Origin of the sequence: Lysinibacillus sp. NPDC097195 (assembly GCF_044762075.1) — a bacterium.
In the GTDB taxonomy this organism is placed as follows: Bacteria; Bacillota; Bacilli; order Bacillales_A; family Planococcaceae; genus Lysinibacillus.
Map to the genome: position 1 here is coordinate 35,250 of NZ_JBIWDP010000002.1, position 16,426 is coordinate 51,675.

The following is a 16,426-nucleotide window of genomic DNA, read 5'->3' on the forward strand; positions in this document are numbered from 1 at the left end:
ATAAACTATATCGTCTGACAGCTTAGCAATGGAAATATGAATGGATATAAAGTGGGGGTTAAACATGAAAGTCATTATTAGTCCAGATTCTTATAAAGGCACTTTGTCCGCCTTTGATGTTGCGAATGCGATGCAAGCAGGAATCTTGGATGCTGATCCATCGATTGAAACAGTGATTTTACCAGTGGCAGATGGAGGTGAAGGCACATTAGCTTCACTTATTGCTTCAACAGGAGGTAGGTATATTTCTGAGCATGTGCTTGACCCGCTAGGCAGAACAATCGAAGCAAAGTTTGGTGTGCTAGGTGATGAGGAAACATGTGTCATTGAGATGGCACAGGCTTCAGGAATTACACTGTTGCAGGACAGTGAAAAAAACCCGGAACTGGCCTCGACATATGGGACAGGGCAATTAATAGTAGCAGCGCTTGATAAAGGGTTTCGCAAGTTTATTATCGGCATTGGCGGCAGTGCTACAAATGATGCTGGCGTCGGTTTATTGAAGGCACTCGGATTGCAATTTAACAAAGTCGATGGAACAGCTATTGCGAATGGCGTATCAGCATTATTAGATTTAGCATTCATTGATAGTAGTCAGCTTGATGCACGACTATCTGAAGCAACGTTTACGATTGCATGTGATGTAGATAATCCATTAATAGGCGAGCGTGGCGCTACAGCTGTTTTTGGTCCGCAAAAAGGTGTGAAAGAGCATGAAATTGCTTACTTTGATCAGTGTCTAAAGCATTTTGCAGATGTTGTAGAAGAACAGTTTCACATTCGTTTGCATGATTATAAAGGAGCGGGGGCTGCTGGCGGTGTAGGGGGCGCATTAATTGCCTTTTTAAATGGTACATTTCATGCAGGGATAGATATTGTTATCGAGGCTGTACAGTTAAAAAAACATTTACAAGATGCACAAATTGTTCTGACGGGTGAAGGGAAATCTGATCGTCAAACATTACATGGAAAGGCGCCATTGGGGGTAGCGTTGGCTGCTAAACCATTAAACGTTAAGGCCGTATTATTGTCTGGTGCCATTGAGAAAGAAGATAAGCCTGTTTTGCTCAATTATTTTGCAGTTGTTGAATCACTTGTCGACGAATCGACAACTGTTCAGCAAGCAATGCAAGAGCCTTATCGGTTGATTCGTCTAAAAACTAAAAAAATGATTGAGAATTATGTCCATATGGGGGATGAGTAAATGTTGTTCGTTATTATTTTACTAGGGGTGTTATTTGTTGTAGTTGGGACAGCAAAGCTAAAGCTTCATCCATTTCTAGCGCTGTTAATTAGTGCATTTTTCGTAGGCATTGCTTCGGGTATGCCATTACTAACTGTTGTGGAAAGTATTAATACCGGATTTGGAGGCTTGATGACAAGTATTGGCTTAGTCATTATTGCAGGAACGATTATCGGCTTAATATTAGAAAAATCAGGGGCTGCCTATCGCATGGCAGAAGTGGTATTGCGAATTGTTGGGCCAAAGCGTCCGCAATTAGCGATGTCTTTAATCGGTTATATCGTATCAATCCCAGTTTTTTGTGATTCAGGGTTTATTATTTTATCAAGTTTACAAAAATCTCTGGCAAAGCGTGCAAATGTAACGATTGCCTCGATGGCGGTTGCTTTAGCTACAGGTCTTTTTGCCACGCATGTATTAGTACCACCAACACCAGGGCCGATTGCAGCAGCTGGTAATATAGGTGCGGCAGATTATTTAGGAACAGTCATTGTAATCGGCTTATTAGTAGCGATACCAGCGACGTTTGTAGGCTACTTATGGTCAGTGAAAGTGGCAACAAAAATTCGTGTACCTGAGGATGATTTAGAAGCATTAGATTATGAAGAAATCATTAAATCATTTGGTAAAATGCCTTCGACGTTTAAATCGTTTTTACCGATTGTGCTTCCGATTGTGTTAATCGGTCTAGGATCAATTGCAGCGCTAGTTGGGGATAGTGAAGCAACATTGAATATGATTTTACGATTTTTAGGGTCGCCAACCGTTGCTTTATTTTTAGGTGTTGCAGCAGCGATGTTCCTATTACCTGAAATAAGTGAAAAAACGTTAACTGGTTGGATTGGTGATAGTTTAAAAGAGGCTGCTCCGATTTTATTAATTACTGGTGCGGGCGGTTCTTTTGGTACGGTTATTAAAAATGCTGGCGTTGGTGAAATGTTACAAGAGATGGATTTAGGAATGTTTGCTTCAGGCAGTTTATTCTTACTTGTACCATTTATCGTAGCAGCTGCGTTAAAAACAGCACAAGGATCTTCAACAACAGCATTAGTGATCACATCTTCACTTGTAGCACCAATGCTTATAACGCTTGGTATCGAAGGTGCTATTCCATTAGCATTAGTGGTGATGGCAATCGGTGCAGGGGCAATGACCGTTAGTCACGTGAATGATAGTTTTTTCTGGGTGATTACACAGTATAGTGGTATGGAAGTTACGCAAGCCTACAAAGCGCAAACGGTTGCGACATTATTACAGGGACTTGTCACAATTGTGATTACAATGATTTTATGGTGGATATTAGTTTAACAAGTTTTAGCAGAGAGCGGCCTTCGGGTTCGCTCTCTTTTTTTAGTATAATAGAAAAGAGAAAGGAAGTTATGCAATGAAAAAATTACTCTTCGTGCTCCTCAGTATTTTTGTACTAGCAGGCTGTACGTCAACATTAGAAACAGAGCAAGTCCCAGTAGCAGCAGGTCATGAAATGCGAGTGCATTTTATTGATGTAGGACAAGGCGATTCGATTTTAATTGAATCACCGAATGGAAAGACAATGCTTGTCGATGGGGGTGTAAAAGGGGCAGGTCAACAGGTTGTTTCTTATATAAATAAGCTAGGAATTGATAAGCTAGATATTGTAGTCGCAACACATCCTGATGCCGATCATATCGGTGGATTAATTCCTGTATTAAATTCGATTCCTATTGAACAGTTTTATGACTCTGGGAAAGTACATACATCGCAAACGTTTGAAGAAATGCTGTCACTTATTGATACGAAAAATATTCCTTATAATGTGCCAAAAACAGGTGACAGAATGACGTTTGATGATGAACTTGAAGTAAAGGTGCTAAATGCCAATGAAAATGCAGTAGACAATAATGATGCATCGATTGTCTTAAAAGTGACGTATGGAAATATTTCATTTTTATTAACAGGTGACGCAGGTGTTGCTTTAGAAAAAGACATGTTGCAACAAGATGTGAAGGCCACCGTTTTAAAAGCAGGGCATCATGGTTCTAATACAAGTAGCTCACAAAGCTTTATTCAAGCAGTGCAACCTGAAGTGACGATTTTAAGCTATGGACAGGATAATAAATATGGACATCCACACGCAGAAGTTGTGGAGCGTTTACAAGCAATTGGCAGTAAAATTTACGCAACAGCAGAAGCTGGCACAGTTACGGTTTCGACAGATGGGGTAAGCTATCAAGTAAGTGCTAAAGAGTGGGATGGAACCATTGCCGAAAAGCCAACACTGCAACAAGGTGTCGAAATAGTTAGCAAGGACTTAATTGAAGAAGTAGTGGCGATTAAAAATAACGGGCCAGATACAGTTTCTTTAAAAGATTGGCAACTTGTATCTATAGAAGGAAATCAAGTATTTAATTTTCCTAATGTCATGTTACAGCCAGGAAAAACAATTTATGTCACAAGTGGAACGAACGCGCGTGAGGGCCAAAATTATTTAAAATGGACAACAAGACAGATTTGGCTGAATGATGGGGATAGTGCACAATTACTGAATGCGAAAGGGGCAGTTGTAAGTGAACTCGACTAAATACACATTAGACCGCATTGAAGATGGATTTGCCGTTTTTTTGAAATATCCTGAGGAAATAGAGCAATTGATACTACCTATCACAGCCATTGATCAGTCGTTACAAGCAGGCGATCGCGTCTTCATTCAAGAAATCGATAACACATATCAAATTGACCTATTGAAGGAAGAAACAGAACAAAAAAAAGCCGAAGTGCAGAGCTTAATCGATAAATTACGCAGAAAAAATTGAGTGCCAGGCACCCAAACAATTCTGAAAATTCATGTCACGGCTAGGGTGCTTACGAAGTAAAAATCCACGAAGACTCCTGCGGGAACAGCACAAGTTGTAAGACGCAACAAGCCGCGCGCTAGCGAGGGTTGCGGCTTACACTGTGCCCGCGGAAAGCGTAGTGGATTTTTACGATTTAGAAGTAATTTTGAAGAAGCGGAACTGTGCACAAAAACTATGCTAACTATTTTGAAAATATGCTAAAATAAGCGATATGAATGCTTTTTATTCAAGTAGAAAAGAAGCTAGGAGCTGACACAATGTCAATTAGTACAATTATTTTTGATTTAGATGATACGTTATTATGGGACAAAAAATCTGTTAAAACAGCATTTGAAAAAACATGCGAATATGCAGCAACAATACATACAGTAAATTCAGCTGAATTAGAGGATGCCGTGCGCACAGAAGCACGTGCTCTTTATGAGAGCTATGAAACATATGATTATACGGTGTTAATTGGTATTAATCCATTTGAAGGCCTTTGGGGAACATTTGATGATCCAACTGACTCTTTCCAAAAAATGAAAGCACTTGTATCTGGTTACCGCTCAGAAGCGTGGACGAGGGGCTTAGCTGCGCTTGGTATAGAAGATGCCAATCTAGGTGCTGAACTAGGAGAACGCTTTGTGGCAGAGCGCAAAGCATCGCCATTTTTATATGAAGATACTTTTACAGTTTTAGATGAATTAAAAGGAAAATATCAACTTATATTACTAACAAACGGTGCACCAAGTTTACAAAATTTAAAGCTAGAAATAACACCGGAAATTGCACCGTACTTCGATCATATCATCATTTCTGGTGACTTTGGAAAAGGTAAGCCAGATGCTTCTATCTTCGAGCATGTGATGGAGAAGGCTGGCATTACTGCTGACCAAGCCATTATGGTTGGTGATAACTTAAATACAGATATTTTAGGCTCATCTCGAGTTGGCATGCGCAATGTATGGATAAACCGTGAGAACAATGTACCTCAAGGTGATGTCACACCAACTTACGAAGTAGATTCGTTAACAGCTTTTTTAAAACTTTTGAAAGAACTTTAAGTAAATAACTTTACAGAGAAAGGACTGATTTTTAATTAATCAGTCCTTTTTTCATGAATCGCCGATAGAACGTAGGAAATCGCCGATAAAACCGTCAAATATGCTAAAAGAGTATGGACACTATAGTCATAGCTCACAGCAACTATGAGAAGAAACTAACAAAAGGCATCAAGAGTGTAAGCTCTCGATGCCTTTACTAACGAAAATTTATAATTAAAGATTAATTGCTTTTACTTCGTCGATGTTCTCAAGTTGAGCAACAAATGCTAAATCTTCTTCTGTCACTACATTATCAATTGTTAACATCATAACTGCTGTTCCACCCGCTTCAGCACGTCCAACTTGCATTGTTGCAATGTTGACTTCTTTTTCAGCTAACTTCGTTGCCACGCGTCCAATGGCACCTGGCTTATCTGTGTTTTTAATGTAAAGAAGGTGACCTTCAGGTACAACGTCTACTACGTAGTTTTCCACTTTGACAATACGCGCGCCAAGGCCATTTAGCAATGTACCTGCAACAGTATGTGTTTCATTTGCTGTTTTTATTTCAACTGTGATTAAGCTTGTGAAGCCTTTAGCAGTAGTTGTTTTATGTTCATTAATTTTCATGCCAATTCGTTCAGATAAGTAACGAGCATTGACGTCATTAACGTGATTGCCATGATTTTTCGCTAATAAACCTTTTAGAGCATTAGAAGTTAAAGGACGGACGTCGTAGTTTGCTACTTCTCCTGCATAAGAAAGGTTAATTTCTTTTACTGGCTCAACAGTGATTTGTGATAAGAATGAACCTAGTTTTTCAGCTAATTCAAAGAATGGCTCTACTTGTGCAAGTAGTTCTTTCGGAATTGATGGCATATTTACTGGGTTAGTTACTGTACCAGTTTTGTAGAATTTAATAATATCGTTTGATACATCAACAGCTACAGATTCTTGCGCCTCGATTGTAGATGCACCTAAGTGTGGTGTTGCAATCACTTGTGGTAACGTTAGTAATTTATGATCAGTCGCAGGTTCAGAAACGAAAACGTCTAGAGCAGCTCCTGCCACTTTACCTTCCACAATCGCATCATACAAATCATCTTCATTGATAATTCCGCCGCGAGCACAGTTAATAATACGTACGCCATCTTTCATCATAGCGAATTTTTCTTTGTTAATAAGGTTACGTGTTTCAGGAAGTAATGGTGTGTGTACTGTAATGAAATCGGCAGCAGCACAGATTTCTTCAACCGTAGATTTTGTTACACCAAGCTCATTTGCACGTTCTTCTGTTAAGAATGGGTCGTATGCCATAATGTTCATACGTTGACCTTTGGCACGGTAAGCGACTTCAACACCAATACGACCAAAACCTACAACACCTAATGTTTTATTTTTAAGCTCTACCCCAACATATGATTTACGATCCCATTTACCGTTTTTTAATGTGTTGAATGCTTGTGGAATATGACGGGCAAGTGAAGTCATCATGGCGATTGTATGTTCAGCAGCAGAGTTTGTGTTACCGTCGGGTGCATTGACAACGATAATACCGTGTTCTGTGGCAGCCGCTAGGTCAATGTTGTCTACACCTACACCAGCACGTCCAATTAATTTTAAGTTTTTCGCCGCTTCAATTACTTCACGTGTCACAGTTGTTTGAGAACGCACTAGTAACACATCAATGTCAGCAATTTTTTTCATTAACTCTTCTGGTGCTAGGCCAGTATCAATAATAACGTTTAAGTCTAAATCTTTTTCTTGGCGTAGTGGGAAAATACCATCTTCACTTAGTGGGTCAGCGATAAATACGTTAATAGTTTTTGTTGCAGTAGTCATTTGTAATTAGCTCCTTTTAATAAAAAAATTATTGATGGTGTCTAAATGTGCAGTCCGCATTTGTTGCGTCATCCTACAGCATGCAAACAATTGTTTATCTTAAAAAATAGAAAAGCCTTCCGCGCCTTACGAACACAGTTATTGTGTCGTAAGGGGCGAAAGGCTGAATAAATAGGTTCGCGGTACCACCCTTAATTACTGCTCGAAAAATTTTCGTGGCAGTCTTAGCTATATGCGTAACGTGCATGAGACGGATAGGCTTACTTAGGGAAATTCGGCTTATCTATTCGGGAGTGGAACTATATCGTAGAAATCACTGATTTTCACCAACCATCAGCTCTCTTTGGATTTTCTTTCGACTAGCGTGTCTCCGTCGTTATATTTTTTGTGATTAAATTTGTTAACATCATAATCCCTATTGTTCACCTTTGTCAACAATAATTCAAAAAAATATTAAAATTCTTAACTTCAAAAGTCTGAAAACTGCATATTTACGAACGATATTAAAATATAATGCTATAATTGTTCGTCTTTTTGTGGAGGACAATGTAAGCGCTAATCAATGTATCAAGACAGATAGCAAGGGGATTTGGAGCAATAAAATAGTCTCGACATCGATTGGGATAAATTAGATTTTTTCCATAATACTCTCTTTGATTTAATACGGAATGCGAACATTTTACTAAAGTGCCAGGCACCCAAACAATTCTGAAAAATATAAACGAAGTAAGCCGCAACAAATCGCGGATAGCGATTGTTACGGCTTACGAAAAAGTGCCAGGCACTCAAACAATTTAGGAATCTACAGCACTCATTTAGAAATTTAAATGTTACAAATTATCCTTGAGTTTGCGCAATTTTTGCTATTTGTTCTTCTACTTGCTCTTTTGTCCAACCATTTTCTTCAACAAAGAAATTACGTTTTGCACGTCGACAATCGTCTGAGCAGCTACGCATATAAAATGCCTCGTGCTTTTCTTCACATAGCATTAATTTATGGCACTCTGGGTTTGCACAGTTTGTATAGCGCTCAGTAGGTTCACCTGTAAAATAGTCTTTGCCAACGACCACATGTTCCACCTGATTAATTGGTACACTGCGACGGCGGTCAAAAACAAACATTTGACCATCCCATAATTGTCCTTTTACTTCAGGATCTTTGGCATAAGTTGCAATACCTCCGTGTAGTTGTCCAACACTTTTACCATAACCCTCACGCTTTAACCAACCAGAAAATTTTTCACAGCGAATACCACCTGTGCAGTAAGTTAAAATATCTTTATTAGCGAATTCTTCTTTATGTTCCTCCATCCAATCGGGAAGATCACGGAAATTCTCAATATCAGGGCGTACAGCATTGCGGAAATGCCCTAAGTCAAATTCATAATCATTTCGTGCATCAATGATCACTGTATTATCTGCTTGCATACGTGTCATAAATTCTTTTGGTGACAAATAATCTCCTGTAATTTCCAATGGATTAATATCATCCTCTAAGCCTAAATGAACAATTTCACTACGAGGGCGAACATGCATCTTTTTAAAAGTGTGTCCTTCTACTTCATCGATTTTCCACATGATATCGTTAAATCGAGGGTCTGCCTTCATGTAATTCATGTAGCTTTCCGTTTGCTCGATTGTGCCAGAAACCGTACCGTTAATGCCCTCTGATCCTACTAAAATACGGCCGAGTAATCCGAGCTCTTTACAAAACGCTAAATGCTCAGCAGCAAATGCTACAGGGTCTTCGATAGCAACATATTTATAATAAAGTAATACCCGAAAGTCCTTTTGTGTCACAAAAAATACCCACCTTTTTATATCATTATTCGACATTAAATATAGCATAACAACGACTATTTTGCGTAGGACAGAAGGAGTTTCCAAAAAAAACTCGAATAGTACATAGTGAATGACTATTCATATTTGGGGGTGTAAGGTATGGAGTTTTCAACAATATCGTTAGAAATATTAGAGCGTCGTGCCACATTAACGCTTAATCGTCCACATGCTATGAATGCAATGGATGATGTGATGATGCGTGAATTAGCGGAGTGCTTTGAGGCTTTACAACAGGAGCAAGATATACAAGTTTTAGTTATTCGTGGAGAAGGGAAGGTCTTTTCTGCTGGTGGAGATATTAAAGCAATGCTTGATCCAAATAAGCCGCTAAATATTGAGGAAGCAATGGGCTATTTAACAAGAATCGTTAAAGCATATTACCAACTACCAATGATTGTTATTGCTGCGGTGCACGGTGCTTCTGCGGGGTTAGGGTTTAGTTTAACACTAGGGGCAGATATTATCGTTGCTTGTGAAAATAGTAAACTTGCGATGAATTTTATAGGGATTGGCTTAATACCAGATGGTGGTGGTCATTTCTTTATGAAAGAAAGAGTTGGCACTGTCAAGGCGAAGCAAATGATTTGGGAAGGTAAAGTACTAACAGCTGAGGAAGCTCAAAGCATAGGCTTAATCGATTATGTAGCACCTGAAGGTTCGGTTTTTGCAGTAGCTGACCAGTTAGTTGGAAAGATGCTTGCTTCACCAATAGCCTCTATGATAATGAGCAAAAAGATTTTACATGCTCAAAATTTGCCACAGTTAGAAAATGTTTTAGCAATGGAAGCACAAGGCCAATCTGCAATGCGCAAAACGGCCGATCACTTAGAAGGTATTCATGCATTTGTTGAAAAAAGAACACCTGTCTTTGTAGGGCAATAAAGAAGAATGGTTTAACGACGTAAGCCCCCCACATAAACTTCTGTAGCGAGTTGAGAGGCCAGCATTGCGTAAAGCAATTGAGAGGCGCATAATACTCATCCACAAAGTGAAGTGGGGGGCTTGCCAATTTTTTACGATATAGCAGTCTACGAACTAGTTGACATGTTTTCTACTTACTTTTCTTATGCAATAGATTAGACATGGAATAAGATTAATTTTCCAGAAGAGTTCACAAGGCGATGTGTTTTGTCAGCAACGCCCTTTTCTACGATTTGCTGTTGACCATTTACTTTTGCAGCTTCATCGTTTTCAAAAGTCCAAGTTTCATCATAAAGTGTTTCCCCAGTTTTTTCAAAAGCTGTAAAACGATAATTATTCATACACAAACCCCACCCTTTACTTAAATATATATCTATTATACATAGAAGAAATATAAACTTCACGGGTTATCTAGCGAATATTTCGATAATTTACGAAAATTGTGGAAAATTTAGTACAACATCAGCGTGTAAAGTGCTGTTAATTCGTTTCTCATCTTGTATGAAGTATGTTAAAATAGAACAAATATTCGCTTTTGGTTTTAGACAAGAAGGTTTAATTTTTAGTAGAGGTGATTGGATGTCCGCAATTCGTTTTTTCCATATGGCAGATTTACATTTAGATAGTCCTTTTAAAGGTTTATTTGGCTTACCTGACAATAATCTTAAAAAAATTCGAGCAAGTACGTTTGAAGCGTTTGATAAAATTATTCACAAGGCTATAGAAGAAAGACCAGATTTCTTGCTTATTGTAGGTGATATTTATGATGGTGAAAACCGCAGCTTACAGGCGCAAAGACGTTTTCAAGCAGCGATGGAAACGCTCTTTGAACATAACATTCCTGTCATTGTGAGCTATGGTAATCATGATCATTTACATGGTTCTTGGACACGCTTTGCCTTACCAAGTAATGTTTACGAATTACCAGCTGACACAAGTGTTGTGCAATTAAAAATACGTGGCCAGCAAGTAAATATTTATGGCTTTAGCTATGGACAGCGTCATGTCAAAGAAGCGATGATTGATCGTTACCCTGTTGCGCAAGATCAGCATGCTATCCATATCGGGATGCTTCATGGTAGTGAAGCTAGTGATTCCACACATGCGGTCTATGCGCCATTTAAAAAGGAGCAACTGCTTGAAAAAAGATATCACTATTGGGCGCTCGGTCATATTCATAAGCGACAGCTATTACACAAGGAGCCACCGATTGTTTATTCGGGCAATATTCAAAGTCGCCACCGCAATGAACAAGGCGTGAAAGGTTTTTACGATGTAACCTTATCACAAACCTCAGCACAATTAACATTTGTCCCAACATCGGCTGTTGTCTATAACATTGTCGAAGTGGATTGTACAGATGTGCAACATGCCAACGAATTATTGCATAAATGTGAAGAAGCAATTGCTACTAATCGTATGGAATACGGAGCGTCCGTTATAGAGCTTCATTTAAAAAATATTGATGAACAGACGGCAGCTTTGTTTGAGCATGCTTCCGTAGAAGAATGGCTTGAAACGATTCGGGAATCGGAAGAAGGGGTGGAACCGATGGGCTGGGTGCAAAAACTTGTCTTGCATAAAATGTCATCTTCGTACGAGTCAACGGCTATGACGGAATCGGTCATTAGTGTAATGGAACAGTGGGACATATCGGAGTGGAAGGATATTTTAAAAGATTTGTACCAGCATGCAAATGGGGCAAGATTTGTAGAGCCTTTAACAGAACGTGAAATTGAGCATTTGAAGCTTGAGGCTCAGGAGTTATTAGTCGATGAAATTCAAAGGGCGTGAGAACTTTGCTAACGATACAGAAAATTCACATTTACGGCTTTGGTAAACATGAAAATATCAACATTACCTTGCAAGAGGGTGTGACGATTTTTTACGGCATGAATGAAGCGGGTAAAACAACAATCCAGCAATTTATCTTGCAGATGCTGTTTGGATTTCCAACAAAGCAGCAAAGCCAGCGCAAATACGAGCCGAAAACGTCACCGAAATTTGGTGGCCAGTTGACAATCCTCCATCCTCATTATGGACAGTGCACCATTGAACGTGTAAAAGGAAAAGCAACGGGTGATGTCACAGTTTATATGGAAGATGGGACAAAAGGGCATGATGAACTGTTAGCGAAACTTTTGTATGGCTATTCACGTGCATCGTTTGAGGCTATTTTTTCATTTTCTCTTCATGAACTACAAGGAATTGAAAAAATGTCGGAGGATGAGCTGACACACTTACTGCTCGCCTCTGGGACAACGGGTATTCATCAGCTATCCTCGCTTGAAAAAAAATTAGACAAAGATGCTGGAGAACTATTTAAAAAATCCGGTAAGCTGCCCCTTATTAATCAAAAAATGGAGCATTTAAAACAGCTTGAAAAGACCATAAAAAAAGAGCAGGCTACAATTCATACATTCGAAGATAAATCAATTAAATTACAGCAACTTGAGCAAAAACTACAGGATTTATATACACGGCAAAAAGTATTACAACAAGAATGGCAACAACTGACGATTATGAAGCAGGCACTGCCACTTATACAACAGCGACAGGCCATACAGCAGTCACTTGAAAGTTTTGACCAAAGACAATTCCCTACTGAAGGAATTAGACGGTATGAACAGATTAAAGATCGACTAACGCACGAAACGTTACAGCTGAAGCAATTAGAGGAGCAATATCGAACTTTACAAAATAAACTGCAAATGACGGCAGATGACCAAGCGATTGAAGAAATGGCAAGGCTGTTGCATAAAGAGGCAACATGGAATCAACTCCTCGTTAAAGAACAAAATTTAAAGGACGAGCTGTTTGTTATAGAGCAAGGCATTGAAGCACAGTTTCGTTTATTAGGCGTGCAGGAAAAGGAAGCGCAAGCAATTGTACTGGAGGGGACTGTATCGCTGCAACACGAGGAACAATTTCAACGTCAGTTGACTGTCCTAAATACCGCGGAGGAAGAGCAGAAGTTTTATCTTCAATCATTAGAGCAAATTCATGCAGAGCTAGATAGCATTGCTCGACAGATAAAGCGACTGGAGCAAGAGTCATTAACTGCTGAGGAAGAACATATTTTAGCACAGTGGCCCCAGAGAAAAAGGCAATTGGAACAATTGCGACATAGTAAAGCGCAACGCTCAAAACCAAAACAGCCAACACTTTTTATTTTCCTCGTGTTAGCCATTAGTATTGTGGCAATTCTCTATGGTGTGTTAGAAAAGAATTGGGCTGTATTTGTTATTGGCGCCTTATTATCAATATTATTCTTAGTGTTTTTAAAACAAGCTAAACAAGGAGATGAAGTGCCTCAAAAGCACAATCATCAATTATTAACCGAATTAGAACGAGAGGAACACATCGTTCAAGAGTTGCTTATGAAAAAACAGCGCTTGGAAGATCGATTGGCACTGGCTATTGAACAACAGCGTGATAAAGAACATCAGTATGCACAGCTTGAATATAAAATTCAACAAGCTGAACAATTAAGCGCTGAAGCTAATCAGTTGCTTCAAAGCTTCTTGAAACGTTTCCGTATAGAGGGAAATATACCGAAAAAGCTACTGCCTGAATTATTTATGCGCATCCGCGCTGTGCAAGAGCTAGAAGTTAAAAAAGCGAGCATGGTGCAGCTATTACGTGCTATACAAACTGACAAAAACGAGCTGTATGAAATATTACTGCAAGTTTTACAGAAAGAATATAGTGAGCAAGAAATCTTTATGCAGCTACGATCATTTTATTTAGCAAGTCAGCAAGAGCAACAACAACTGTTGCAAACGAAGGAGCAACTTGCGCATTTAGTTTCAAAAATGCAAGAAGTACAACCGCTTGTTCAAAACTATGAAATGGAAATTGAACAATTATTGACTAGCGCAAATGTAGTATCAGAAAATGCTTTTTATGAGGCGTTTGCTCAATTTCAACAGCAGCAAAAGTTACAGTCAGAATTACAAACAATTGAACAGCAATTAGCTTCACTTGATATGGATGAGCAGAAGAGTATGTTAGATGATGAACAGCTTCATGGCCACATACAAGCGCTAGAAGATGAGCGCAAAGCTCTTCAAGCGGAGATTGATTGTTGTTTAGAGGAACGAGCAACGCTACAAATTGAAAAGGAGCAATTGCTTAACGATGAAAAGTATGGTCTCCTCTTACAACAATTTGAACAAGAAAAAGCACTCTTACAGCAACTAATGGCTCAATGGGCTTCGAAAAAAGCATTAGCAACAGCAATCCATGAAACGCTATTTCGGCTGCGTGAAGAAAAATTACCGAGTGTACTTACTCAGGTAAATGCTATTTTCCATTCGTTAACAGGTGGTCGGTACGACAAACTCTTTATTCATGAGGAAGGCTATTTTGAGGCGCAGTCCCAATCAGGTTTACGCTACCATGTTGCAGAATTATCACAAGCTACCAAGGAGCAAGTCTATATTTCTCTGCGCATAGCACTAGCGAAAACCCTTGCAACGTCAGCGCCATTTCCGTTTATCATGGATGATCCTTTTGTCCATTTTGATCGAAACCGTACAAACAAAATGGTACAATTAATGAAAGAAGTAGGATATGAACGTCAAATTTTGTATTTTACTTGCCATGAAGAGATGCTCGAACTTTGGCAAAAAGAGCAAATTGTCGATCTAGGAGCACTAGCAAATGAAAGGGGAGTGACGTCAACATGAAAGGTATTACGACGCTCCAAGTAGGAGAATCAGTTGATCAATTTTTATTAATTAAACAGTCGACAAAAGGAGTTACAACGGTAGGAAAGCCGTTTATGTCACTGTTGTTACAAGATAAAAGTGGTGATATTGAAGCGAAACTATGGGATACAAACGAAGATCATGAAAAAATGTATCATGCAGAGGCGATTGTCCATGTAGGTGGAGAAATTCATGACTATCGTGGGAAAAATCAATTACGCATAAAAACGATTCGTGTGGCAAAGCCTGAGGAGGGAATTGCTGTTAATGATTTAGTTCCTTCTGCTGCAACACCAAAAGAACAACTTTATGAGGAATTGACACAATTCTTTTTTGATATTAAAAATCCGAATATTTCACGTATCACGCGTGCTGCTATTAAAAAGCATCAGGATGCGATTTTAGTTTATCCTGCGGCAACAAAAAACCATCATGACTATGCATCTGGTTTACTTGACCATATGGTATCCATGTTAAAGCTAGGCAAAGCGATTGCTGATTTATATCCAACATTAAATCGGGACCTATTATACTCAGGTATTATTTTACACGATATCGGTAAGGTCGTTGAATTATCAGGGCCAGTGGCGACAATGTACACTGTAGAAGGTAATTTACTCGGTCATATTACGATCATGGTCAATGAAATTGCGAAAATTGCAAGTGAGCTTGAAATTGAAGGTGAAGAAGTAATGCTGTTACAACATTTAGTGTTATCTCACCACGGTAAAGAAGAATGGGGCAGTCCGAAGAAACCGATGATTCAGGAAGCGGAAATCTTACATTATATTGATAATATTGATGCGAAGATGAATATGCTTACACGCGCATTAGGGAAAACGGCTCCAGGAGAATTTACAGAGAGATTATTCCCACTTGATAATCGTTCATTCTACAAGCCAAATATTGAGTAAAGCAAAAGGGTTACGCCTGTACTGGCGTAACCCTTTTTCATATAGTAAAAATAATTACTATTTAGATTCTGTATCTTTACTTTCTTCTTTGCTATCGTCTTTGCTATTTGCTTCAGCTTTTTTTGCTGCTTCTTCGTCAGCTTTTGCTTGCTCTTCACTTGTTGTTGTGAAAGATTTTAAAGCATCTTTTAATTCTTTATCAGATGTTTTAAAGTTAGCATCTTTCGCTAATTTAGCGACGATATCTTTTAACAATGTCTGTGCTTCACCAGTTTGAGTTAACTTGTTTAACATTGTTGTACGAATTTTTTCTTCTTCATCTTTAAATGAGCCTACACCTTTTACATCACGCTTGTCCGTAATTTCAATTACGTGGTAGCCATAGCTTGATTTAATTGGCTCACTTAATGTATTTAATGGAAGGGCATAAGCAGCGTCATTGAATTCATCTACCATAGAACCAACAGTAAACCAACCTAACTCTCCGCCTTTTGCTGCAGAGCCAGTGTCAGTTGAGTATTCTTTTGCTACATCTGCAAATGATGCGCCACCTTTAATTTTTGCAATAGCTTCTTTAGCAGTTTCTTCGTCTGCTACAAGAATATGGCGACCATTTAATTCTGATTTCATTTGCTCATAATATTTTTTTACGTCTTCTTCTTTAATGTTTGCTTTTAAAGCTTTTTCTTGTAGAAGTTGTACACGTAAAGAATCTTTAAAGCCTTGTTCAGTTAAGCCATTTTCTGATAGTGCTTGTGCAAAGCTATCGCCGAACTGTGCTGCAGTTGCATCATATTGTTCTTTAATTTCTTTATCAGTTACTTCATATTTGTCTGCTAATACTTTTTCAGTAACCATCTGTTGTAATACATAAGAACCTGTTAAAGTTTTCGCTTTGTCGTTAAAATCAGATACTGAAATATCGCCTACTTTAGATGTAACTAATGCTTTGCTATCAGCTCCACTACATGCGCCAAGAGCTAAAATTGAAGCTGCTAATGTTAAAGATAATACAGTCTTTTTCATTTAGATATTCTCTCCTTAATTCGTTTCGTCCATTTTTTACTATAACATAAACGATTTAAAAACAAAA

13 protein-coding genes and 1 other annotated feature are annotated in these 16,426 nt (G+C 38.7%); of the genes, 9 read left to right on the forward strand and 4 right to left on the reverse strand.

Features of this window, described 5'->3' with window-relative positions:
• Window positions 1-64: 64 nt before the first annotated feature.
• The 5 genes from ACIQXI_RS13735 (at window position 65) to ACIQXI_RS13755 (ending at window position 5,123) form a co-directional block, all read left to right on the forward strand.
• Complete coding sequence (locus ACIQXI_RS13735) at window positions 65-1,204, forward strand: glycerate kinase (protein ID WP_402925869.1); 1,140 nt, start codon at window positions 65-67, stop codon at window positions 1,202-1,204.
• Entirely contained in the window at window positions 1,205-2,551 is a 1,347-nt protein-coding gene (locus ACIQXI_RS13740) for a GntP family permease (protein ID WP_402925871.1), read from the forward strand.
• A 76-nt stretch (window positions 2,552-2,627) separates the two neighbouring features.
• Complete coding sequence (locus ACIQXI_RS13745) at window positions 2,628-3,803, forward strand: MBL fold metallo-hydrolase (RefSeq protein WP_402925873.1); 1,176 nt, start codon at window positions 2,628-2,630, stop codon at window positions 3,801-3,803.
• Window positions 3,790-4,035, forward strand: a complete 246-nt coding sequence (locus ACIQXI_RS13750) for a DUF3006 domain-containing protein (RefSeq protein WP_402925874.1) — start codon at window positions 3,790-3,792, stop codon at window positions 4,033-4,035. Before ACIQXI_RS13745 ends, ACIQXI_RS13750 begins: the two co-directional genes overlap by 14 nt.
• Before the next feature lie 299 nt (window positions 4,036-4,334).
• Window positions 4,335-5,123 carry an HAD family hydrolase gene (locus ACIQXI_RS13755; protein WP_402925876.1) on the forward strand — a complete coding sequence of 263 codons (789 nt, stop codon included), beginning with the start codon at window positions 4,335-4,337 and terminating at the stop codon, window positions 5,121-5,123.
• A 213-nt stretch (window positions 5,124-5,336) separates the two neighbouring features.
• On the opposite strand, the gene serA is transcribed toward ACIQXI_RS13755, so the two are convergent.
• Window positions 5,337-6,944 (reverse strand): phosphoglycerate dehydrogenase, encoded by a 1,608-nt coding sequence (gene serA / locus ACIQXI_RS13760; protein ID WP_402925878.1) that lies wholly within the window; start codon window positions 6,942-6,944, stop codon window positions 5,337-5,339.
• 148 nt (window positions 6,945-7,092) lie between these two features.
• Window positions 7,093-7,330 (reverse strand) — a binding site (T-box leader).
• Between the two features lie 451 nt (window positions 7,331-7,781).
• Window positions 7,782-8,744, reverse strand: coding sequence for an oxygen-dependent tRNA uridine(34) hydroxylase TrhO (gene trhO / locus ACIQXI_RS13765; protein ID WP_402925880.1), 963 nt, complete (start codon window positions 8,742-8,744; stop codon window positions 7,782-7,784).
• A gap of 141 nt (window positions 8,745-8,885) precedes the next feature.
• Here trhO and ACIQXI_RS13770 point away from each other — a divergent pair, with 141 nt between their 5' ends.
• Complete coding sequence (locus tag ACIQXI_RS13770) at window positions 8,886-9,668, forward strand: enoyl-CoA hydratase (RefSeq protein ID WP_402925881.1); 783 nt, start codon at window positions 8,886-8,888, stop codon at window positions 9,666-9,668.
• Window positions 9,669-9,862: 194 nt separating this feature from the next.
• Here ACIQXI_RS13770 and ACIQXI_RS13775 read toward each other — a convergent pair whose 3' ends face one another.
• Complete coding sequence (locus ACIQXI_RS13775; RefSeq protein ID WP_402925884.1) at window positions 9,863-10,048, reverse strand: YhzD family protein; 186 nt, start codon at window positions 10,046-10,048, stop codon at window positions 9,863-9,865.
• A 238-nt stretch (window positions 10,049-10,286) separates the two neighbouring features.
• On the opposite strand from ACIQXI_RS13775, the gene ACIQXI_RS13780 reads away from it, so the two are divergent.
• The 3 genes from ACIQXI_RS13780 to yhaM are packed head-to-tail and all read left to right on the forward strand — an operon-like array spanning window position 10,287 to window position 15,333.
• Complete coding sequence (locus ACIQXI_RS13780; protein WP_402925886.1) at window positions 10,287-11,501, forward strand: metallophosphoesterase family protein; 1,215 nt, start codon at window positions 10,287-10,289, stop codon at window positions 11,499-11,501.
• A complete protein-coding gene (locus ACIQXI_RS13785) occupies window positions 11,498-14,398 on the forward strand; it encodes an ATP-binding protein (protein ID WP_402925889.1) in 2,901 nt (966 codons plus the stop codon). Before ACIQXI_RS13780 ends, ACIQXI_RS13785 begins: the two co-directional genes overlap by 4 nt.
• On the forward strand, window positions 14,395-15,333 hold the full coding sequence (gene yhaM, locus ACIQXI_RS13790; protein ID WP_173479810.1) for a 3'-5' exoribonuclease YhaM: 939 nt from the start codon (window positions 14,395-14,397) through the stop codon (window positions 15,331-15,333). The genes ACIQXI_RS13785 and yhaM overlap by 4 nt, the downstream gene beginning before the upstream one ends.
• Before the next feature lie 57 nt (window positions 15,334-15,390).
• Here the strand turns inward: yhaM and ACIQXI_RS13795 are convergent, their stop codons facing one another.
• Window positions 15,391-16,359, reverse strand: a complete 969-nt coding sequence (locus ACIQXI_RS13795) for a peptidylprolyl isomerase (RefSeq protein WP_402925892.1) — start codon at window positions 16,357-16,359, stop codon at window positions 15,391-15,393.
• Window positions 16,360-16,426: the final 67 nt, after the last annotated feature.

Coding starts and splice junctions, on each gene's coding strand:
- ACIQXI_RS13755 (WP_402925876.1), top strand. CDS start 4,335: ATGTCAATTAGTACAATTATTTTTGATTTAGATGATACGTTATTATGG.
- ACIQXI_RS13740 (WP_402925871.1), top strand. CDS start 1,205: ATGTTGTTCGTTATTATTTTACTAGGGGTGTTATTTGTTGTAGTTGGG.
- ACIQXI_RS13795 (WP_402925892.1), bottom strand. CDS start 16,359: ATGAAAAAGACTGTATTATCTTTAACATTAGCAGCTTCAATTTTAGCT.
- serA (WP_402925878.1), bottom strand. CDS start 6,944: ATGACTACTGCAACAAAAACTATTAACGTATTTATCGCTGACCCACTA.
- ACIQXI_RS13775 (WP_402925884.1), bottom strand. CDS start 10,048: ATGAATAATTATCGTTTTACAGCTTTTGAAAAAACTGGGGAAACACTT.
- ACIQXI_RS13745 (WP_402925873.1), top strand. CDS start 2,628: ATGAAAAAATTACTCTTCGTGCTCCTCAGTATTTTTGTACTAGCAGGC.
- ACIQXI_RS13780 (WP_402925886.1), top strand. CDS start 10,287: ATGTCCGCAATTCGTTTTTTCCATATGGCAGATTTACATTTAGATAGT.
- ACIQXI_RS13770 (WP_402925881.1), top strand. CDS start 8,886: ATGGAGTTTTCAACAATATCGTTAGAAATATTAGAGCGTCGTGCCACA.
- yhaM (WP_173479810.1), top strand. CDS start 14,395: ATGAAAGGTATTACGACGCTCCAAGTAGGAGAATCAGTTGATCAATTT.
- ACIQXI_RS13735 (WP_402925869.1), top strand. CDS start 65: ATGAAAGTCATTATTAGTCCAGATTCTTATAAAGGCACTTTGTCCGCC.